This is a genomic window from Okibacterium fritillariae (assembly GCF_052783725.1).
Genome location: NZ_CP199917.1, coordinates 2065394 through 2085490, shown reverse-complemented (window position 1 = coordinate 2085490; position 20097 = coordinate 2065394). Strand labels below are relative to the sequence as shown.

Here is a 20097-nt window from a genome sequence, read left to right as displayed (position 1 = left end):
AGGAAGAGGAAGTAAGGTTAACCGGATGAATGAACCCCGCACGCTCCCCGAAGACGAGGCGCGCAACGATGACGTCGTAGCGCGGGTCCTCAACAGTGCCGCCAGCACATCGGCGGGCTTCACGCTCTTCGGTGCCAACCGTGCGGCAGCTCTCCAAGACGAGTCCACGGCTCGCCACACCGACCCGAACGGCGTCAACCACGACGGCGACCAGTTCGACCGCTCCGACCGGCAGGCGCTTCGACGCGTCGCGGGTCTCTCCACCGAGCTCGAAGACGTCACCGAAGTCGAATACCGTCAGCTGCGCCTCGAGAACGTCGTCCTCATCGGCGTCTACTCCCAGGGCACGCTGAGCGACGCTGAGAACTCCATGCGTGAACTCGCCGCACTGGCCGAGACGGCTGGCGCGCTCGTGCTCGACGGCCTCCTGCAGCGCCGTCCGCACCCCGACCCGAGCACCTACCTCGGCAGCGGTAAGGCCGAAGAGCTGCGCGGAATCGTGCAGGCGCTGGGTGCCGACACGGTCATCGCTGACACCGAGCTCGCCCCCAGCCAGCGGCGTGCCCTCGAAGACGTGGTGAAGGTCAAGGTCATCGACCGCACGGCCGTCATCCTCGACATCTTCAGCCAACACGCCAAGAGCCGCGAGGGCAAGGCCCAGGTCGAGCTCGCCCAGCTCGAATACCTCCTGCCGCGACTGCGCGGTTGGGGTGACTCGATGAGCCGACAGGCCGGTGGCCAGGTCGGTGGCGCGGGTGCCGGTATGGGTTCGCGTGGCCCCGGTGAGACGAAGATCGAACTCGACCGTCGCCGCATCCACACCCGCATGTCGAAGCTGCGCAAGCAGATCATCGCCATGAAGCCGGCCCGTGAGGCCAAGCGTGCCAACCGTCGCCGCAATGCGGTGCCGTCGGTTGCCATCGCCGGATACACCAATGCCGGCAAGTCGAGCCTGCTCAACCGCATCACGCGCGCCGGTGTGCTCGTCGAGAACGCGCTGTTCGCCACGCTCGACTCGACGGTGCGTCGCGCCGAGACCGAAGACGGCCGGCTGTACACGCTCGCCGACACTGTCGGTTTCGTGCGCAACTTGCCACACCAGCTGGTCGAGGCGTTCCGCTCCACGCTCGAAGAGGTCGCCGATTCGGATGTCATCGTCCACGTCGTCGACGCGTCGCACCCCGACCCTGGCAGCCAGATCGCCACGGTTCGGGATGTCATCGGCGAGGTCGGTGCCCGCGATATCACCGAGTTGATCGTCTTCAACAAGAGCGACCTGATCTCGGATGACGACAGGCTCGTCCTGCGCGGCATCGAGCCCAACGCGATCTTCGCGTCCGCACGCACGGGCGAGGGCATCGAGGAGATCCTGTCGCGTATCTCCGATCTGCTGCCGCGCCCGGCGGTCGACCTCGAGGTCGTGCTGCCCTACGATCGCGGCGAACTCGTCGCGGCGCTGCACGAGCGCGGTCAGGTGCTCGACACCCGCTATGAAGAAGAGGGCACGCGTGTGCACGCGCATGTGTCCGAGGAGCTTGCCGCCCAGCTCGGCGAGTTCACGGTCGCCCGCCAGCAGACGGCTCCGCAGTAGAGTCGTCGCACATCCCGGCGCAGCCCGGCACAGCCTGGCACGACAACGCGAAAGCCCCCTCGACGCATCGAGGGGGCTTTCGCGTGTCGGAGGGCCGAGACGGCTCGGCCGCTAGACGGCCCGCAACACGGCGACGATCTTGCCGAGCACGTCGGCCTGGTCGCCGAGGATCGGCTCGAAGTTGGAGTTGCGGGGGAGCAGCCACGTGTGACCGTCGCGCTGGCGGAAGACCTTGACGGTCGCCTCGCCATCGAGCATGGCGGCGACGATGTCGCCGTTCTCCGCGGTCTGCTGCTGGCGCACGACCACCCAGTCACCGTCGCAGATGGCGGCGTCGATCATGGATTCGCCCTGCACCTTGAGCATGAACAGGTCGCCCTTGCCGACGAGCTGGCGGGGGAGAGGGAACACCTCTTCGACCTGCTGGTCGGCGGTGATGGGCACGCCGGCCGCGATGCGACCGACGAGGGGCACCATGGCCGCGTCGCCGACGGGCGTCGCATTCTCGAAGTCCACCGACGGCGACGACGTGGGCAGGTCGATGAGAATCTCGAGCGCACGAGGGCGGTTCGGGTCGCGACGCAGGTAACCGCTGAGCTCGAGCTGGTTGAGCTGGTGGGTCACGCTCGACAGCGAGGCGAGCCCGACGGCGTCGCCGATCTCGCGCATGCTCGGCGGATAACCCCGCTGGCTGACCGACCTCTGGATGACCTCGAGGATGGCGATCTGCTTCTCGCTGAGGCTCTTGCGGCGGCGCGTTCCGCCCTTCTCGCCGGGGTCGGCACTCGGCTTGTTGAGGGTCATCTCGCTCCTGTCGCACCAATGTCAGTGGTCCCTGGTTGAGTAACAACCATCAGTCGAAACTGTATCCATATCAGGGCGGCTGAACAAACATCTGTTCGAGTGTGTCGCCGAATTTGAAACCTAAAAGTTCGAATCAAAGGTTGAATGTTCGAACATTCGAAGATATATTCGGAACAGAGATTCGTTCCCGGCCCTCCCGGCCGAGGGTCGGGAACGCTCTCGTAACGGACACGACCCCGTGACCCCAGGAGGACACCATGTACACCGCAACCGCTCAGCGCCCCACCGCCTTCGGTATCACCGAATTCGGCGCCCAGGTCTCGCCGCGCGTCGCACCCACGGCGCCCCGGCTCAAGATCACCCGCCGCGGCCGCCTCGTGCTCAGTGCGCTTGTGGCTGCGCCCCTGGTCATCGGAGCCGTCGCCGTCGGCATGAACGCGGGAGGTGCCGTCGCGAACTCGTCGACTGGCCACACGTCGTTCGACTACGAGACCATCGCCTCGGGCGAGACCCTCTGGCACCTCGCCGAGACCGTCGCGCCCACCGCCGACCCGCGTGACGTGATCGCCGACATCATGCGCCTGAACGGGCTCGAGACGGCAAGCGTCGTCCCCGGCCAGCGCATCGCCATTCCCACGCAGTACAGCTAGAGGCGGCACAGCTCGAAGCGGCACGGCTCGATGCAGCACAGCTCGGTGCAGTACCGCCCGACCCGGCACGGCCTGACGCCGTAACCCGGGAAGGCGTCACCTAAAATAGCCAGGTGACTTCTCTCGACGATCTGCCCGTCCGCGACGACCTGCGCGGTAAGACCCCCTATGGCGCACCGCAGCTCGCCGTGCCCGTGGCCCTGAACGTCAACGAGAACACGCATCCGATTCCCGAGGGCGTGGCCACCGACATCGTCGCGTCGCTGGCTGCCGCGATCCTGGGCGTCAACCGCTACCCCGACCGCGAGTTCACCGAGCTGCGCACGTCTCTCGCCGCCTACCTCGGTTACGACCTGTCACCGGAGAACCTCTGGGCCGCCAATGGGTCCAACGAGGTGCTGCAGCACATCCTGCAAGCATTCGGTGGCCCCGGCCGTTCGCTTCTGGGCTACGTTCCCACCTATTCCATGTACTCGATCCTCGCCTCGGGCACGGGAACGCGATGGATCGGCGCCGAGCGCGACGAGCGCTACGAGCTCACCCCCGAGACCGCCGTGGCGGCGATCCGGCGCGAACAGCCCGACATCGTCTTCCTGTGCTCACCCAACAACCCGACGGGCACGCCGCTCTCGCTCGAGACCATCGAAGCCGTCTACGCAGCCAGCACCGGCATCGTCGTCGTCGACGAGGCCTACGCCGAATTCTCGACCACGGGGGAGGAGAGTGCGCTCTCCCTTCTCCCCGGCCGCCCGCGACTCCTTATCTCGCGCACCATGAGTAAGGCCTTCGCGTTCGCCGGCGTTCGCGTCGGTTATCTCGCCGCCGACCCCGCGGTGATCGACGCCCTCCGCCTGGTCCGCCTGCCGTACCACCTGTCGGCGCTCACGCAGGCTGCCGCCGTCGCCGCTCTCCGCCACAGCGGCGAGATGCTGCGCATGGTCGACGAGATCATCGGGCAGCGCGATCGCATCGTCGACGGGTTGCGCGACTTGGGCTATGACCCGTTCCGCACGGGCAGCAACTTCGTCCTGTTCGGGGGTGTCGACGACCCGCAGGCCACCTTCCGCGCGCTGCTCGATCGAGGCGTGCTGATCAGGGATGTCGGCATCCCGAATTCTCTGCGCGTGTCGGCGGGCACCACGGCCGAGACCACGGCCTTCCTCGACGCCATGGCCGCACTAAACTCGAACGCATGAGCGACACACACCGCACCGCCCGCATCAGCCGCACCACCAGCGAGTCCTCGATCGAGTTGCACCTGGACCTCGACGGCACGGGTCAGTCGACGATTAACACCAGTGTGCCGTTCTACGACCACCTGCTCACGGCCTTCGCCAAGCACTCGCTCACCGACCTCACGGTCACGGCCACGGGCGACACCCACATCGACGTGCACCACACGGTCGAAGACATCGGCATCGCGCTCGGCCTCGCCATCCGTGAGGCGCTCGGCGATAAGGCCGGCATCTCCCGCTTCGGTGACGCCCTCGTGCCCCTCGACGAGGCGCTCGTGCAGGCCGTCGTCGACATCTCGGGCCGCCCCTACCTCGTGCACACGGGGGAGCCCGCGGGCTTCGAGCTCCACCTCATCGGCGGCCACTTCACGGGCTCCATGGTGCGCCACGTCTTCGAGGCCATCACGTTCAATGCGGGCCTCACCGTGCACGTCACGGTTCTCGGTGGCCGCGATCCCCACCACATCGCCGAGGCCGAGTTCAAGGCCTTCGCGCGCGCCTTCCGTGAAGCCAAGGCGCTCGACCCGCTCGTCTCCGGCATCCCCTCCACCAAGGGTGTGCTGTGAGCGCCGACAGGCCTCGCGTCGTCGTCCTCGACTACGGCAGTGGCAACGTGCACTCGGCCGTCAAGGCTCTCGAGCGAGCGGGGGCGGATGTCGAATTGACGGGCAACCGTCAGCGCGCGCTCGAGGCCGATGGTCTCCTCGTTCCGGGCGTCGGTGCCTTCGCCGCCGTCATGAATTCGCTCGAGGCCTCCCGCGGGGGCGAAGTCATCGATCGCCGCCTGGCGGGCGGCCGGCCGGTGCTCGGCATCTGCGTCGGCATGCAGGTCATGTTCGATCGCGGCCTCGAGCACGGCGTCGACCGCGAGGGTCTCGGCGAATGGCCGGGCGATGTTGCCAAGCTCAACGCGCCCGTGCTGCCCCACATGGGCTGGAATACTGTCGAGGCGCCCAGCCACTCCCGCCTGTTCGCGGGTCTCGACGACGAGCGTTTCTACTTCGTCCACTCCTACGCCGCGCGCGACTGGACTCTCGAGGTGCAGCCCCCGTTCCCCGAGCCCGCCGTCACGTGGTCAAACCACGGCGAGCGGTTCGTCGCGGCGGTCGAGAACGGCCCGTTGAGCGCCACGCAGTTCCACCCCGAGAAGTCGGGGGAGGCCGGCATCCGGCTGCTGCGCAATTGGATCGACGGGCTGAAGGACAACTAGTATCAGGTGCTTGTGCGCGAGACGCCGCGCCGTCACTTCCGAGCAAGGGAAACAATGAGCGAGTTCAACGAGACGCCCGATCTGGTGTTGCTTCCGGCCGTCGACGTCGCCGACGGCAAGGCCGTTCGTCTGACGCAGGGCGAGGCCGGCAGCGAGACGAATTACGGCGATCCCGTCGATGCGGCGGCCGACTGGGCCAACCAGGGCGCCGAATGGATTCACCTCGTCGACCTCGATGCGGCTTTCGGTCGCGGCAACAACGCGTCCGTCATCCGCAAGGTCATTAAGCAGGTGCGCGGCGTGAACGTGGAGCTGTCGGGCGGCATTCGGGATGACGCATCCCTCGAAGCCGCGCTGGCCACGGGTGCCAAGCGCATCAACCTGGGCACGGCCGCCCTCGAGAACCCCGAATGGGCCGCCAATGTCATCGGCCAGTACGGCGAAGCGATCGCCGTGGGCCTCGACGTGCGCGGCACGACCCTCGCGGCTCGCGGCTGGACCCGCGACGGCGGCGACCTGTGGACCGTGCTCGAACGACTCGAAGACGCGGGCTGTGCGCGCTACGTGCTGACCGATGTCACGAAGGACGGCACGCTGCAGGGCCCCAACGTCGAGCTGCTCACGCAGGTCATGGAGCGCACGAACCGCCCGGTCATCGCGTCGGGCGGCATCTCGAGCCTCGACGACATCCAGGCGCTGCGCGATCTCGTGCCGCTCGGCCTCGAGGGTGCCATCGTGGGCAAGGCTCTCTACGCCGGCGCGTTCACGCTGGCAGAGGCGTTGGATGTCGCAACCGACTGATCCTCACGACGCCCACGCGGCCTCGCACCACCACGGTGCGGCCGATGCTGCGTCGAACCACCTGACCGACTCGGCCGGCCAGCCCTGGAAGGGCCGCAGCTTCCAGTCGAACGACCACTCGTCCGACGACGGCTCGGCTCCCGAACATCTCGCCGAGGCCTTGCGCCGTTATCGTGCGCGCGAGGTCACCGAGGTCGAGGTCGTCGACGCCTTCCGCTCGTCGCGCCTGCTGATCCCGCTCGTCGCCCACGCGGGCGAGGAGGGCGAAACCGAGGCGGGCCTGAAGGTCGACAAGACGCAGGAGCTCTCGATCGTCACGGTCCAGGGCCCCGACGGGCGCACGGTCATGCCGGTCTTCTCGTCGGTCGCCGCGATGTCCCGCTGGAACCCGACGTCGCGCCCGGTGCCGGCCGACGGCGTTCGTGTGGCGTTGGCGGCGGCGAGCGAGCACACCGATCTGGTGGTCCTCGACCCCGTCAGCGACACCGAGTTCGCGATCCGTCGCCCGGCCGTCTGGGCCATCGCGCAATCGCTCGAGTGGATGCCGAGCTTCACCGATCCCGATGTGCTCCAGTCGTTCCGCCAGAGCGTCGCGTCCGAGCTCGCGGTCACCGACGTGCATCTGCGTGCGGGCGACCCCGACGCCCGACTTGCGGGCCCGGAGGTCGTCGTTACCCTCGAGCTCCTGGCCGGCCTGACGCGCCCCGAGCTCGACGCGGTCCTTGCGCGGCTCGCCCAGCGCTGGGCGGCCGACGATGTCATCGCCACGCGCGTCGACTCCTTGGCCGTCACGCTCTCGTCCACCCCGCTCGACGCGCACTGACGCATGACGAGCGCTGACGCTCAACGAGCACTGACTCTCAACAAGCGCTGACGCTCAACGAGCACTGACTCTCAACGAGCACTGACTCTCAACGAGCACTGACGGTCGACGAGCGCTGATCGTCGACAAGCGCTGTTGCTGATGCCGAAGCGCGCGGCCTCGGCGTGAGCATCAGCCCGCGATCGGGCCCTGGCCTAGTTGACGGGGCCGGTGTACTTCTCGCCCGGACCCTGCCCGATGGCGTCGGGAATCGCGGATGCCTCGCGGAATGCCAACTGCAACGACCGCAGGCCGTCGCGCAGGCTGCGCGCGTGCATGTCGCTGATCTCGGGGGCACCGGCGGTGATGAGACCGGCGAGGGCGTTGATGAGTTTGCGCGCCTCATCGAGGTCGGTCTGGGTGTCGGGGTCGTCGGCGAGGCCGACCTTGACGGCCGCGGCGCTCATGAGGTGGACGGCCGTGGTGGTGATGACCTCGACGGCGCCCACGTCGGCGATGTCCCGGACGGCCTGGTTGCTCGCCTCTTCGTAGCTCTGGCCCTGGTAGCTCTCGCCCTGGTCGACGTTGCCGTCGTTGCTGTTCTCCACACTCATCCTCTGCTAGACTTCTGTCGGCTCCGAAGTTCATCTTCGGTACGAAAGAGGAAATTTTCCCACCCGCGCTTGACCGCTTCACTAGGTTACCGGGTTGTAACGCTCCGCCGAGGCCGATGCAGAAGAACGAATCGTGAGGTTCGATCATCCGCTCGGGCACGGTAGTCAGGGTGTGGCTCGATGGGTAAACGATGATCGGCAGAGGTGTCGCATCATCCGATCGCCCCTCGATGCGGTTCAACTTCTCTCTCGCCTGAATCAGATACGTGTCTGGCTCAGTAGCCGTTCGTTTTTCATCAGAGGAGTTACGCATCAGCGATCCCCGTACAAATGACCGCATCCGAGTTCCCGAGGTTCGTCTCGTGGGTCCCGGCGGCGAGCAGGTCGGCGTTGTCAAGATCGAGGTCGCCCTTCGGCTGGCTCAAGAAGCTGACCTCGACCTGGTTGAAGTTGCCCCCAATTCCAAGCCCCCCGTGGCGAAGATCATGGATTACGGCAAGTTCAAGTACGAGGCTGCGCAGAAGGCCAAAGAGGCCCGGCGCAACCAGGCCAACACGATCCTCAAAGAGGTTCGTTTCCGCCTCAAGATCGACACCCACGATTACGAAACGAAGCGCAAGCGCGCCGAGGGCTTCCTGCAGGCCGGCGACAAGGTGAAGGCAATGATCCTTTTCCGTGGCCGCGAGCAGTCCCGACCCGACCAGGGTGTGCGCTTGCTTCAGAAGTTTGCCGAAGATGTTTCGGAGTTCGGCACGATCGAGTCGACCCCCACCATCGACGGACGCAACATGGTCATGGTTATTGGCCCGTTGAAGAACAAGTCGGAAGCGAAGGCTGAAGCCAACGCACAACGAGCTGCCACCAAGGCAGCGAAGCAGGAGGAAAACAATGCCTAAGCAGAAGACGCACTCGGGTGCGAAGAAGCGTTTCAAGCTCACCGGTAGCGGCAAGATCAAGAAGCAGCAGTCGGGCATGCGCCACAACCTCGAGCTCAAGTCGAGCCGTCGCACGCGCCGCCTGAACCAGGATCAGATCGTTTCCAAGGCTGACCACAAGAACATCAAGAAGCTTCTCGGCCACTAGACGCCACGCGTCCTGAACCGAACACCCCGTTAGGAAGATAGAGAAATGGCAAGAGTAAAGAGGGCCGTCAACGCCCACAAGAAGCGTCGCGTCATCCTGGAGCGCGCCTCGGGTTACCGCGGACAGCGTTCGCGCCTGTACCGCAAGGCCAAAGAGCAGGTCACGCACTCCCTGGTCTACTCGTACCGCGACCGTCGCGCCAAGAAGGGTGACTTCCGTCGCCTGTGGATCCAGAGAATCAACGCCGCGTCGCGTCAGAACGGCCTCACCTACAACCGCCTCATCCAGGGTCTCGGCCTCGCCGGCATCCAGGTCGACCGCCGCATCCTGGCCGAGCTCGCCGTGAACGAGCCCGCCACGTTCGCCGCGCTGGTCGAGAGCGCCAAGCAGGCCCTTCCCGCCGACACGTCGGCCCCGAAGACCGCCGCCTAGGCATTTCTTCTGCACGAGAGGGACGCACCCGAGAGGGTTGCGTCCCTCTCGTCGTTAACGATGAGCCCGGCCGCGACAGGCCGCTCCCGCGCCCGCTTGCGCCCCCTCGGTAGACTCGACACGTGCTGGATAATCCGAGATCTCCCCGTGTTCGTTCCGTCGCGAAGCTCGCCAAGCGTGCCGCCCGGCAAGAGACGGGCCTGTTCCTGCTCGAGGGGCCGCAGGCCGTCGCCGAGGCGCTGACCTTCCGCCCCCAGCTGCTTGTCGAGCTCTACGCCACGCCCACGGCGCTCGAGCGTTACACCGACGTCGCCCAGACGGCCGTCGATGCGGGCGTCGATGTCGAGTTCGTCACCGAAGACGTGCTCGACCAGATGGCCGACACGGTCACACCCCAGGGCTTCATCGCCGTGGCGCACCAGTTCCCCACGTCGATCAAGGACATCTTCGCGGGCGACCCGAAGCTCGTCGTCATCCTCGAAGAGGTGCGCGACCCCGGCAACCTGGGCACCATCATCCGGGCAGCGGATGCCGCGGGCGCCGACGCCGTGATCCTCACCGGTCGCACGGTGGACCTGTACAACCCGAAGGTCGTGCGCTCCACGACGGGATCGCTCTTCCACCTGCCCATCGCGGTGGGCGCCGAGCTCGAAGCCGCGCTCGTGCGCGCGCACGCCGCCGGCCTCAAGACCATCGCGGCCGACGTGAAGGGCGAGAGCCTGCTCGACGTGCGCGCCGACGGCGACCTCTCGGGGCCCACGGCGTGGGTGTTCGGCAACGAAGCGCACGGGCTGGAAGACGACCAGCTGACCCTCGTCGACCGCGTCGCCTCGGTGCCCATCTACGGGGCCGCTGAGTCGATGAACCTGGCCACGGCCGCGAGCGTCTGCCTCTACGAGAGCGCCTTCGCCCAGCGCGCCTGACCGGCCGAGGCGCGCGCTAGGCGCGGGCGAGGCACGTGTGAGCGCGGCCCAGGCGCGCGCTGGGCGCGGGCGAGGCGCCTGTGAGGACGGGCGAGACACGTGTGAGGCGCGGGCGAGGTGCTCGCGACACACGGTCGACGCGCGGGCAGCGCACCGATGTCCGAGAAGTTCTGTCGCGGCATCCGTGGGGGACTGGAGCGGCTGCAGCGCCCTGTTCGCGCGGCACACCCCCGTTTCGGTGCCCCCTGCTTGGGTCACGAATCGGTAACGACCGAATTCTGACACGCGCCTGAAACACGGTGTCATCTAGCGTGGCCTCATGGCTCCCACAGATGAGACGAACCCGAGCGCCTCCACAGGATCGACGCCGATCAGCCGCTACGAAACGACGAGCAATCCGATCGTGGCCGGCCGCGGTGAACCCCTGGTGGTCGTCGAGAACGTCGAAAAGCACTACGGCGACTTCCACGCGCTGAAGAACATTAACCTGACCGTCAACAAGGGTGAGGTCGTCGTGGTCATCGGCCCGTCCGGGTCGGGCAAGTCCACGCTCTGCCGCACGATCAACCGCCTCGAGACCATCTCCTCGGGCGAGATCCGCATCGACGGCACCAAGCTCCCCTCCGAGGGCAAGAAGCTCGCAGCGTTGCGGGCGGATGTCGGCATGGTGTTCCAGTCGTTCAACCTCTTCGCGCACAAGACCATCCTCGAGAACGTGACGCTCGGCCCCATGAAGGTGCGACGGCAGAAGAAGGCGGATGCCGAGAAGGCCGCCAAGGTGCTGCTCGAGCGCGTCGGCATCGAGCAACAGTCGGCGAAGCTGCCCGCGCAGCTCTCGGGCGGACAGCAGCAGCGCGTCGCCATCGCCCGCGCCCTCGCCATGAAGCCCAAGGTCATGCTCTTCGACGAGCCGACGTCTGCGCTCGACCCCGAGATGATCACCGAGGTGCTCGACGTGATGACGCAGCTGGCTGCCGAGGGCATGACCATGATCGTCGTCACGCACGAGATGGGCTTCGCCCGCAAGGCCGCCGACCGCGTGGTCTTCATGGCCGACGGCGAGATCGTCGAAGACACCACCCCCGAGGAGTTCTTCGACCACCCGAAGAGCACGCGGGCCAAGGACTTCCTCTCCAAACTCTTGACGCACTGATCACCGGTGCACCCCGAGAGGCGACGCACCGTCGCCGTCCTCCCTTGAAAGGAACAGCAATGCGCAAGAAGCTCACTCTCCTCACGGCCGGGTTCGCCACCGCGGCCCTGGCACTGACCGGATGCGGCGGATCCACCGCCATCTCGACCGCGCCCGCCGGTTCGGGCGACACCGAGACCGACAGCTCGCTCTTCGAGGTGGCGTCCGACGTCACGCTCGAGGGCAGCCCCACCTTCGACAAGATGAAAGAGGCCGACAAGGTCATCATCGGCGTGAAGGAAGATCAGCCCGGCCTCGGCTTCCTCGACGCCGGCACGGGCGAGCGCAGCGGCTTCGACATCGAGATCGCGCGCTGGATCGCAGCATCCCTCGGCTTCTCGGCCGACAAGATCGACTACAAGGCCATCCCGTCGGCCAACCGCGAGTCGGCCATCGTCAACGGCGACGTCGACTACTACGTGGGCACCTACTCGATCACCGACAAGCGCAAGGACCAGGTCGGCTTCGCCGGACCCTACTTCGTGACCGGCCAGGGCCTCCTCGTCGAGGCCGACAACTCCGACATCAAGAGCGAAGACGACCTCGCTGGCAAGACCGTGTGCTCCGCGACGGGTTCCACGCCCATCCAGAACATCAAGGACAACTTCCCCGACACGAAGACCACCGAGTTCGACACGTACTCGCAGTGCGTCGACGCGCTGAAGGACGGACAGGTCGACGCCGTCACGACCGACCAGGCCATCCTCATCGGCTATGCCGCCCAGGACCCCGACGCCCTCAAGGTCGTCGGTGAGCCTTTCTCCACCGAGAAGTACGGCGTCGGCATCGCCAAGGACGACACCGCCCTGCGCGAGTTCATCAACACCATGTTCACCGACGGCGGCGAGACCTGGACCAAGATCTACGACGCCACGCTCGGCGAGAGTGGCACGAAGGTCGACCAGCCCGAGGTCGAAGCGTACTAAGCAGCATCCGCGACCCCCGGTCGTAGCGTGTCGGGGCCGGTCAGCCGGCCCCGACACCACCCCACCGCCCGCGCGCCCCCGTGCGGCCAGAACGGAAGGAGAGTGTCACACCCGTGGACACCCTCTTCAACAACCTCGACATCTTCGTCGACGGTTTCCGGATGACATTCGTCCTCTTCTTCTTCTCGGCGATCTTCGCGCTCATCCTCGGCACCATCGTCGGTGCCATGCGCGTTTCGCCCGTCACGCCGATGCGAGCCGTCGGCACCGTCTACGTCAACCTGGTGCGCAACACCCCGCTGACGCTGCTCATGTTCTTCTTCGCGTTCGGCTATCCCAAGCTGGGGCTGCCGGATGTCGGTTACACCACGCTCGCGATCATCGCGCTGAGCCTCTACACCGCCACCTACGTAGCCGAGACGCTGCGCTCGGGCATCAACACCGTGCCCGTCGGTCAGGCCGAGGCGGCGCGTGCGATCGGCCTGCCATTCGGGCAGACCATGTCCCTCGTCATCCTTCCGCAGGCGTTCCGGGCAACGGTGCCCCCCATGATGAGCGTCTTCATCGCCCTGCTGAAGAACACGACCATCGCCGCCGGCTTCTCGGTGGCCGAGGCCGGAACGATCCGCCAGGTGCTCTCCGAGCGCGGCGAACCCCAATTGACCGTGCTGCTCTGGGTGGCCCTGATCTTCATCCTCGCCGTGGGCGTGTTGTCCCTCCTGCAGCGCTATCTCGAGAACAAGTGGAGGGTCGCGCGATGAGTTCCGTCCTGTACGACACCCCCGGCCCCCGCGCCATCCGCCGCAACCGCATCCTCGGAGTGGTCACGGTGCTCGTGGTCGCCGCCGTGCTCGCCTTCGTCGTCTACCGCCTCTTCGAGACCGGCCAGTTCGAGGCGAAGAAGTGGGAACTGTTCACGCTGCCGCTCGTGCACCAGAACATGTTCAACGCCCTGCTGAACACGCTGCAAGCCTTCGCCTACGCTGCCGTGCTGTCGCTCATCCTGGGCCTCGTGCTCTCGCTCGGGCGCATGTCGGTGCACAAGTGGGTCAAGTACCCGGCCACCGCGTTCATCGAGCTGTTCCGTGCCGTGCCACTGCTCATCCTGATGTTCATCCTGTACTACGGTCTGCCGCCGCTCGGGGTCGAGGGCATCACGCCGTTCATCGCCGTGGTGACGGGCCTGACGTTCTACAACGGTTCGGTCCTCGCCGAGGTGTTCCGCGCGGGTGTGGAGGGTCTGCCGATCGGGCAGGCCGAGTCGGGCTACGCCATCGGTCTGCGCAAGAGCCAGGTCATGCGCATCATCCTGCTGCCCCAGGCCGTGCGCAACATGCTGCCCGTGATCATCTCGCAGCTCGTCGTGGTGTTGAAGGACACGGCGCTCGGGTTCCTCATCACCTACCAGGAGCTGCTGTTCCTCGCGAAGTTCTACGGCTCGCAGGGTCAGTACGGTTCGCCCATCATCCCGTCGGCCATCGTCTTCGGCACGATCTACATCCTGTTGTGTCTCGCGCTCGCGGGTGTGGCGAAGCTCGTCGAGCTGCGCCTGCGCTCGAAGGTGGGCGTGGCGACCAAGGCGGCCGGGCAGGAGATCGACGCCGGCGTCTAAGATGGTGAACCGTGTCAGACACCACTCCCATCTCCGAAGAATCCGTCCAGGCCGCGGTTGACGCGGCCCTCGCGGCCATCGCCGGCGCGGCCGACTCCGAGCAGTTGAAGGCCGTTAAACAGGCCCACACCGCCGAGGCGTCGCCGCTGGCCGCCCTGAACGCGCAGCTGCGTCAGGTCGCCCCCGAAAATAAAGCCGCGTTCGGCAAGCTCGTCGGCGGCGCTCGCGGGCGCGTGAATCAGGCGTTCCAGGCTCGCGAGGCCGAGATCGTGGCCGAAGAGGCCGAGCGCCAGCTGGCGGCAGAGGCCGTGGATGTCACGGCCCTCCCGTCGCGCCGTGCGGTGGGTGCGCGTCATCCGCTCTCTGTTCTGCAGGAAGACGTCGCCGATGTCTTCGTCGGCATGGGGTGGGAGATCGCCGAGGGGCCCGAGCTCGAGAACGAGTGGTTCAACTTCGACGCGCTGAACTTCGACGCCGACCACCCGGCCCGCGCCATGCAGGACACGTTCTTCGTCGACCCCGTCGAGCGGCACCTCGTGCTGCGCACGCACACGTCGCCCGTGCAGGTGCGGTCGATGCTCGAACGCGATCTGCCCGTCTACATCCTGGCGCCCGGTCGCGTGTACCGCACCGACGAGCTGGATGCCACGCACACGCCCGTCTTCACGCAGTTCGAGGGTCTCGCCGTCGACAAGGGCCTGACCATGGCGCACCTGCGTGGAACGCTCGAGCACGTGGCCAAGATCATGTTCGGGCCCGAGGCGAAGATCCGCCTGCGCCCCGCGTTCTTCCCCTTCACCGAGCCGAGCGCCGAGCTCGACCTGTGGCACCCCACCTTCGTCGGCGGCGCCCGCTGGATCGAGTGGGGTGGCTGCGGCATGGTCAACCCGAACGTCCTGCGCGCCGCGGGCATCGATCCGGATGTCTACTCCGGTTTCGCGTTCGGCATGGGCATCGAACGCACACTCATGTTCCGGAACGACGTCAGCGACATGCGAGACATGATCGAGGGCGACATCCGGTTCTCACAGCACTTCGGAATGGTGGTTTAAGACGATGCGGGTTCCGCTCAGCTGGTTGGCCGAATACGTCGACCTGACACCCGGCACGACGCCGGAAGACGTGCACGAGGCGCTCGTGCGCGTCGGGCTCGAAGAAGAAGAGATCCACACGTTCGACCTGACCGGGCCCATCGTGGTCGGTCAGGTGCTCGATTTCGTCGAGGAGCCGCAGAAGAACGGCAAAACCATCCGCTGGTGCCAGGTGCGTGTTGCGCCGGGCGACGGCGAAGAGGCGGTGCGCGGCATCGTCTGTGGCGCCGGCAACTTCTTCCCCGGGGACAAGGTGGTCGTGACCCTTCCCGGCGCCGTGCTGCCCGGCCCCTTCCCGATCGCCGCGCGCAAGACCTACGGGCACGTGTCCGACGGCATGATCGCGTCGTCGCGCGAGCTCGGTCTGGGCGACGACCACGACGGCATCCTGCGCCTCACGACCTTGGGGCTCGACCCCGAGGTGGGCACCGACGCCATCGCGTTGCTGGGGCTCGACGATCAGGCCGTCGAGATCAATGTCACGCCCGACCGCGGTTACGCGTTCTCGATCCGTGGCGTCGCCCGCGAGTACTCGCACGCGATGGGTGCGGCCTTCCGCGACCCCGCGCTCGCCGTCTCCGACCCGCTCGCCGGCGCGCTCGAGGGCTTCTCCGTCTCGATCGACGACCAGGCGCCCATCCGCGGCCGCGCGGGCTCGTCGGTGTTCGTCACGCGCGTGGTGCGCGGTGTCGATGCCACGCGTCCGACGCCGCCCTGGATGGTCGCGCGCCTGAAGCTTGCCGGCATCCGCTCGATCTCGCTGCTCGTCGACATCACCAACTACGTCATGCTTGAGCTCGGCCAGCCCATCCACGGCTACGACTTCGACGCGCTGCAGGGTGGCATCGTGGTGCGCCGTGCCGCCGCGGGCGAAACGATCGTCACGCTCGACGATGCCACGCGCACGCTGCACGCCGAAGACCTCCTGATCACGGATGGCTCGGGCCCCATCGGCCTGGCCGGCGTGATGGGCGGAGCCGCCACCGAGATGAGCGCCGAGACGACCAACGTGCTCATCGAGGCCGCCAACTTCGACCCCGTGTCGATTGCCCGCACGGCTCGCCGGCACAAGCTGCCGAGCGAGGCGTCGAAGCGTTACGAGCGCGGAGTCGACCCGCAGATCGCCGTTGCTGCCGCCGCCCGTGTCGCCCAGCTCATGGTCGACCTCGCCGGGGGAGTGGCCGACACGACCGGTTCCGTGTTCAGCGACATCCCCGACCGCCAGCCCATCGAGCTGCCGGCGGGCTACGTCGCGGGCCTCGTCGGGTTCCCGATCAGCGCGGACGACGAGAAGCAGGCGCTCGCCGAGATCGGTGCGACGGTCGCAGACGGTGCGGATGCCGCATCCCCGGTGTTGCTCGTCACGCCGCCCAGCTGGCGCCCCGACATCACCGACAAGTCCGATCTGGCCGAAGAAGTCGCCCGCATCATCGGGTACGAGCACATCCCGGCCGTTCTGCCGGTCGCGCCTCCCGGTCGCGGGCTCACGGTGTCGCAGAAGGTGCGTCGCCGCGTGGCCAACGCGCTCGCCGCCGACGGTTTCACCGAGGTGCTCGCCTACCCGTTCGTGTCGGCTGCCCAGAACGACCTGTTCGGCGCACCCGACGAGGCCGAGGTCGCGGGCATCAAGCTCGCCAACCCGCTCGACGGCACCGTGCCGTTCCTGCGCACCTCGCTGCTGCCCGGTGTGCTCGACATCGCTCGCCGCAACCTGTCGCGCGGCTTCACCGACCTGGCACTCTATGAGCTGGGCTCGGTGTTCCGCCCCGAGGCGGGGGTCGACTACGGACTCGTCGACCTCCCCGGCGTCGAGGGCCGACCCGATGCCGAGACGCTCGCCGCACTCGAGGCGTCGATCCCGCGTCAGCCCCGGCACGCCGCCCTGCTCGCGCTCGGCAGCCTGATCCCGAAGCAGCCGGGGCAGCCCGCCGTGGCCGCGGGAATCGCCGATGTGCTCGACGCCGCACGCGTGGTGGCCGCGGCATCCGGAGCTCACCTCACGGTGCGCCAGGGTGCGCACAAGGCGTTCCACCCCGGTCGCACCGCCGAGCTCTTCGTCGGTGAGCAGTCCGTCGGTTTCGCCGGCGAACTCCTGCCGCAGATCGCCGCCGAGCTGCACCTGCCGCGCGTCGTCGCGCTCGCCGAGCTCGACCTCGACGCGTTGACCGTCGCCGGTTCGGGCGTTATCGAGGCCGAGCCCGTGCGCGCCATGCCCGCGGCCACGCAGGACCTGTCCCTGCTCGTCGACGCGGCCGTGCCCGCGGGGGATCTGCTCGAGGTCGTGCGCGTCGGCGCGGGCGAGCTGCTCGAAGACATCCACCTGGTCGACGACTACCGCGGTGCGGGTGTGGCCGATGGCGCCAAGAGCGTGACCTTCGCGCTGCGGTTCCGTGCGGCCGATCGCACGCTGACGGCGGCCGAGGCCTCGGAGGCGAAGCTGGCCGGCGCCGAGCGGGCCAAGGAGACATTCGGCGCGACCGTGCGCGAGTAACGCTCGCGCTCACGCACGGTGCGCCTGCCGCACCGGCTGAATTGTGAACGGGTCGTCTTCCTCGTGGGGGCGGCCCGTTTGCGTGCATCGATACGCCGCCAGGCGCACCATTCATGCATCCAGGCCGGCTCTGACGCTCTGTCGCTGCGGCCCATGCACGGGATGCCGCGTCCCGCAGGCTCCCTCCGCTGGAAAAGGCGGCCTCAACCCCTGTAAGGTGATCCCATGGTTTTCGTTCGGCGCATCGACCTGCTTCAGGTCACCACGGCACAGGGTTCCGCCCGTGCGCGCCGACGCCGCTCGAGCGACCGAGTCTAGGCGACGCTCACCCGACCCTGCCGTTCTTCCGAACGAAAGCGTCAGAGGGCGTCGCCGATAAGGCACAGACCCCCGTCGCTTCTCGTCAATAAGGTAGAACCATGGCTTTCTCTGTAGCCGTAGCCGGTGCATCCGGTTACGCCGGTGGTGAGTTGCTGCGCTTGCTCGCGGCCCACCCCGAATTCCGCATCGACACCGTCACCGCGCACTCGAATGCGGGCCAGCCGCTCGTCCAGGTGCATCCGCATCTGCGCTCGCTCGCGCATCTCACGCTCGTCGACACCACGCCCGAGACGCTCGCCGGCCACGACATCGTCTTCCTGGCGCTGCCGCACGGCAAGTCGGGCGAGTTGACGGCGGCGCTCGACCCGTCGACGCTCGTCGTCGACTGCGGGGCCGACCACCGTCTGACCTCCGAAGAGGATTGGGCTGCGTTCTACGGCGGCGACTACTTCGGCGCCTGGGCCTACGGCGTTCCCGAGCTCATCGTCGGCGACGGCAAGCAGCGCGACCACCTGGTGGGCGCCACCCGCATCGCCGCTCCGGGCTGTAACGCCTCCACCGTGGCGCTCTCGCTCGCCCCCGGCATCGCGGCGGGCGTCATCGAGGCCACGGATATCGTCTCGGTGCTTGCCGTCGGGCCCTCCGGCGCCGGCAAGGCGCTCAAGACCAATCTGCTCGCGGCCGAGATCCTCGGCTCGGCCAACCCCTACGCGGTCGGTGGCACCCACCGGCACATCCCCGAGATCGCGCAGTCGTTGCGCGGCGCGGGGGCCCAAGCGGTCTCGCTGTCGTTCACACCCGTCCTCGTGCCCATGTCCCGAGGAATCCTCGCGACATCCACGGCTCGTATCGTCCCGGGCACTCCGGCAGAGGCCGTGCGCGCCGCGTGGCATGACGCCTACGGCGACGAGACCTTCGTGCACCTTCTCCCCGAGGGCGACTTCCCGCGCACGGCCGACGTGCTGGGTGCCAACACGGCGCTCATCGGCCTCGCGATCGATGAGGCAGCCGGCCGCGTTGTCGTGGTCGCGGCCGTCGACAACCTCGTCAAGGGCACCGCGGGTGCCGCCATCCAGTCGGCGAATATCGCCGTCGGCCTGCCGGAATCCACCGGCCTGAGCGTGAACGGAGTTGCACCGTGAGTGTGACAGCAGCCAACGGTTTCCTCGCGGCGGGCGTCGCCTGCGGCCTCAAGAACTCGGGCGGCCTCGACCTCGCGCTCGTGCAGAACGTGGGCCCCATCGCATCCGCCGCCACGGTCTTCACGAGCAATCGCTGCCAGGCCAACCCCGTGCTGTGGAGCAAGCAGGTCATGAGCGACGGTCAGGTTCGGGCGATCGTGCTCAACTCGGGCGGCGCCAATTGCTACACGGGCAGCCAGGGGTTCCAGACCACGCACGCCACGGCCGAAGCGGTCGCCGACGCCCTCGAGGTCTCGGCGGGCGACGTGCTCGTGTGTTCGACCGGCCTCATCGGAGAGCAGCTCGATCTGGCCAAACTGCGCGCGGGTGTCGCCGACGCCTCGGGGGCGCTCACGGGCGATGCGGATGCCGCAGCCTCCGACGCCGCAGCGCTCGCCGCCGCGCAAGCCATCATGACGACCGACACGACGCCCAAGCAGTCCACCTTCACCTCACAAGAGGGTTGGACCATCGGCGGCATGGCCAAGGGCGCCGGCATGCTGGCCCCCGGCCTCGCGACGATGCTTGTCGTCATCACGACCGATGCCGACCTGAGCCCGGCCGAACTCGATGCGGCCCTGCGTCGCGCGACGGCCGTCACCTTCGACCGCCTCGACTCCGACGGCTGCATGTCGACCAACGACACGGTCTCGCTCCTGGCTTCGGGCGCCAGCGGCGTCACGCCCGGTGCCGACGACTTCGCGGCCGCCCTCACAGCCGTGTGTCAAGACCTCACCCTGCAGCTGCAGGCCGATGCCGAGGGCGCCGACCACGATGTCGCCATCGAGGTCGTCAATGCGGCAAGCGAATCCGAGGCCGTCGAGGTGGCGCGAGCCGTCAGCCGCAGCAACCTCTTCAAGGCCGCTATCTTCGGCAAGGACCCCAACTGGGGCCGGGTGCTCGCGGCCGTCGGCACCACGCAGGCCGCGTTCGACCCCTACAACATCGACGTCTCGTTCAACGGTGTGCAGGTGTGCACCGCGGGTGAGCCCGATCAGCCGCGCGAGCTGGTCGACCTCTCGCCTCGGGCAGTCCACATCCTCATCGATCTGCACGCCGGCGACACGCGTGCGACCGTGTGGACCAACGACCTCACGCACGACTACGTGCATGAGAACAGCGCGTACTCGAGCTGATG

Annotated in this window: 21 protein-coding genes; 19 read left to right on the top strand and 2 right to left on the bottom strand. The window is 67.5% G+C overall.

The window, feature by feature from the left end; translation table 11 throughout:
• The first annotated feature begins 25 nt into the window (after nucleotides 1-25).
• Entirely contained in the window at nucleotides 26-1591 is a 1566-nt protein-coding gene (hflX, locus tag ACUWEX_RS09630) for a GTPase HflX (protein WP_079728431.1), read from the top strand.
• Nucleotides 1592-1702: 111 nt separating this feature from the next.
• On the opposite strand, the gene lexA is transcribed toward hflX, so the two are convergent.
• Entirely contained in the window at nucleotides 1703-2395 is a 693-nt protein-coding gene (lexA, locus tag ACUWEX_RS09625) for a transcriptional repressor LexA (protein WP_077052847.1), read from the bottom strand.
• Nucleotides 2396-2652: 257 nt separating this feature from the next.
• On the opposite strand from lexA, the gene ACUWEX_RS09620 reads away from it, so the two are divergent.
• The 6 genes from ACUWEX_RS09620 to ACUWEX_RS09595 all read left to right on the top strand — a co-directional run bounded on the left by ACUWEX_RS09620 (nucleotide 2653) and on the right by ACUWEX_RS09595 (nucleotide 7114).
• Entirely contained in the window at nucleotides 2653-3045 is a 393-nt protein-coding gene (locus ACUWEX_RS09620) for a LysM peptidoglycan-binding domain-containing protein (RefSeq protein ID WP_143785472.1), read from the top strand.
• A 113-nt stretch (nucleotides 3046-3158) separates the two neighbouring features.
• Nucleotides 3159-4241, top strand: coding sequence for a histidinol-phosphate transaminase (locus ACUWEX_RS09615; RefSeq protein ID WP_445996094.1), 1083 nt, complete (start codon nucleotides 3159-3161; stop codon nucleotides 4239-4241).
• Complete coding sequence (hisB, locus tag ACUWEX_RS09610) at nucleotides 4238-4846, top strand: imidazoleglycerol-phosphate dehydratase HisB (protein ID WP_079728433.1); 609 nt, start codon at nucleotides 4238-4240, stop codon at nucleotides 4844-4846. The genes ACUWEX_RS09615 and hisB overlap by 4 nt, the downstream gene beginning before the upstream one ends.
• Nucleotides 4843-5490: an imidazole glycerol phosphate synthase subunit HisH gene (gene hisH, locus ACUWEX_RS09605; protein WP_445996093.1), complete on the top strand. Its 648-nt coding sequence runs from the start codon at nucleotides 4843-4845 to the stop codon at nucleotides 5488-5490. The genes hisB and hisH overlap by 4 nt, the downstream gene beginning before the upstream one ends.
• Before the next feature lie 54 nt (nucleotides 5491-5544).
• Nucleotides 5545-6291, top strand: coding sequence for a bifunctional 1-(5-phosphoribosyl)-5-((5-phosphoribosylamino)methylideneamino)imidazole-4-carboxamide isomerase/phosphoribosylanthranilate isomerase PriA (gene priA, locus ACUWEX_RS09600; RefSeq protein ID WP_445996092.1), 747 nt, complete (start codon nucleotides 5545-5547; stop codon nucleotides 6289-6291).
• Complete coding sequence (locus tag ACUWEX_RS09595; RefSeq protein WP_445996091.1) at nucleotides 6275-7114, top strand: SseB family protein; 840 nt, start codon at nucleotides 6275-6277, stop codon at nucleotides 7112-7114. Before priA ends, ACUWEX_RS09595 begins: the two co-directional genes overlap by 17 nt.
• A gap of 194 nt (nucleotides 7115-7308) precedes the next feature.
• Here ACUWEX_RS09595 and ACUWEX_RS09590 read toward each other — a convergent pair whose 3' ends face one another.
• On the bottom strand, nucleotides 7309-7707 hold the full coding sequence (locus ACUWEX_RS09590; protein ID WP_445996090.1) for a DUF1844 domain-containing protein: 399 nt from the start codon (nucleotides 7705-7707) through the stop codon (nucleotides 7309-7311).
• A 266-nt stretch (nucleotides 7708-7973) separates the two neighbouring features.
• On the opposite strand from ACUWEX_RS09590, the gene infC reads away from it, so the two are divergent.
• The 12 genes from infC to argJ all read left to right on the top strand — a co-directional run bounded on the left by infC (nucleotide 7974) and on the right by argJ (nucleotide 20095).
• Nucleotides 7974-8603 (top strand): translation initiation factor IF-3, encoded by a 630-nt coding sequence (gene infC / locus ACUWEX_RS09585; RefSeq protein WP_234991185.1) that lies wholly within the window; start codon nucleotides 7974-7976, stop codon nucleotides 8601-8603.
• A complete protein-coding gene (rpmI, locus tag ACUWEX_RS09580) occupies nucleotides 8596-8790 on the top strand; it encodes a 50S ribosomal protein L35 (RefSeq protein WP_077052855.1) in 195 nt (64 codons plus the stop codon). The genes infC and rpmI overlap by 8 nt, the downstream gene beginning before the upstream one ends.
• 45 nt (nucleotides 8791-8835) lie before the next feature.
• Nucleotides 8836-9222 carry a 50S ribosomal protein L20 gene (rplT, locus tag ACUWEX_RS09575; protein ID WP_077052856.1) on the top strand — a complete coding sequence of 129 codons (387 nt, stop codon included), beginning with the start codon at nucleotides 8836-8838 and terminating at the stop codon, nucleotides 9220-9222.
• A 122-nt stretch (nucleotides 9223-9344) separates the two neighbouring features.
• Nucleotides 9345-10145 carry a TrmH family RNA methyltransferase gene (locus ACUWEX_RS09570; RefSeq protein WP_445996089.1) on the top strand — a complete coding sequence of 267 codons (801 nt, stop codon included), beginning with the start codon at nucleotides 9345-9347 and terminating at the stop codon, nucleotides 10143-10145.
• 319 nt (nucleotides 10146-10464) lie between these two features.
• The gene (locus tag ACUWEX_RS09565; RefSeq protein WP_079728439.1) at nucleotides 10465-11298 is read left to right on the top strand and encodes an amino acid ABC transporter ATP-binding protein; all 834 of its coding nucleotides are present in this window, start codon (nucleotides 10465-10467) and stop codon (nucleotides 11296-11298) included.
• A gap of 59 nt (nucleotides 11299-11357) precedes the next feature.
• A complete protein-coding gene (locus ACUWEX_RS09560) occupies nucleotides 11358-12263 on the top strand; it encodes a transporter substrate-binding domain-containing protein (RefSeq protein WP_445996088.1) in 906 nt (301 codons plus the stop codon).
• A gap of 113 nt (nucleotides 12264-12376) precedes the next feature.
• Nucleotides 12377-13024 carry an amino acid ABC transporter permease gene (locus tag ACUWEX_RS09555; RefSeq protein ID WP_077052764.1) on the top strand — a complete coding sequence of 216 codons (648 nt, stop codon included), beginning with the start codon at nucleotides 12377-12379 and terminating at the stop codon, nucleotides 13022-13024.
• On the top strand, nucleotides 13021-13875 hold the full coding sequence (locus ACUWEX_RS09550; RefSeq protein WP_445996087.1) for an amino acid ABC transporter permease: 855 nt from the start codon (nucleotides 13021-13023) through the stop codon (nucleotides 13873-13875). The genes ACUWEX_RS09555 and ACUWEX_RS09550 overlap by 4 nt, the downstream gene beginning before the upstream one ends.
• Before the next feature lie 11 nt (nucleotides 13876-13886).
• Nucleotides 13887-14927: a phenylalanine--tRNA ligase subunit alpha gene (gene pheS / locus ACUWEX_RS09545; RefSeq protein ID WP_445996086.1), complete on the top strand. Its 1041-nt coding sequence runs from the start codon at nucleotides 13887-13889 to the stop codon at nucleotides 14925-14927.
• Nucleotides 14928-14931: 4 nt separating this feature from the next.
• Nucleotides 14932-17457 (top strand): phenylalanine--tRNA ligase subunit beta, encoded by a 2526-nt coding sequence (pheT, locus tag ACUWEX_RS09540; RefSeq protein ID WP_445996085.1) that lies wholly within the window; start codon nucleotides 14932-14934, stop codon nucleotides 17455-17457.
• A 419-nt stretch (nucleotides 17458-17876) separates the two neighbouring features.
• A complete protein-coding gene (gene argC / locus ACUWEX_RS09535) occupies nucleotides 17877-18920 on the top strand; it encodes an N-acetyl-gamma-glutamyl-phosphate reductase (RefSeq protein ID WP_445996084.1) in 1044 nt (347 codons plus the stop codon).
• Nucleotides 18917-20095: a bifunctional glutamate N-acetyltransferase/amino-acid acetyltransferase ArgJ gene (gene argJ, locus ACUWEX_RS09530; protein WP_445996083.1), complete on the top strand. Its 1179-nt coding sequence runs from the start codon at nucleotides 18917-18919 to the stop codon at nucleotides 20093-20095. Before argC ends, argJ begins: the two co-directional genes overlap by 4 nt.
• Nucleotides 20096-20097: the final 2 nt, after the last annotated feature.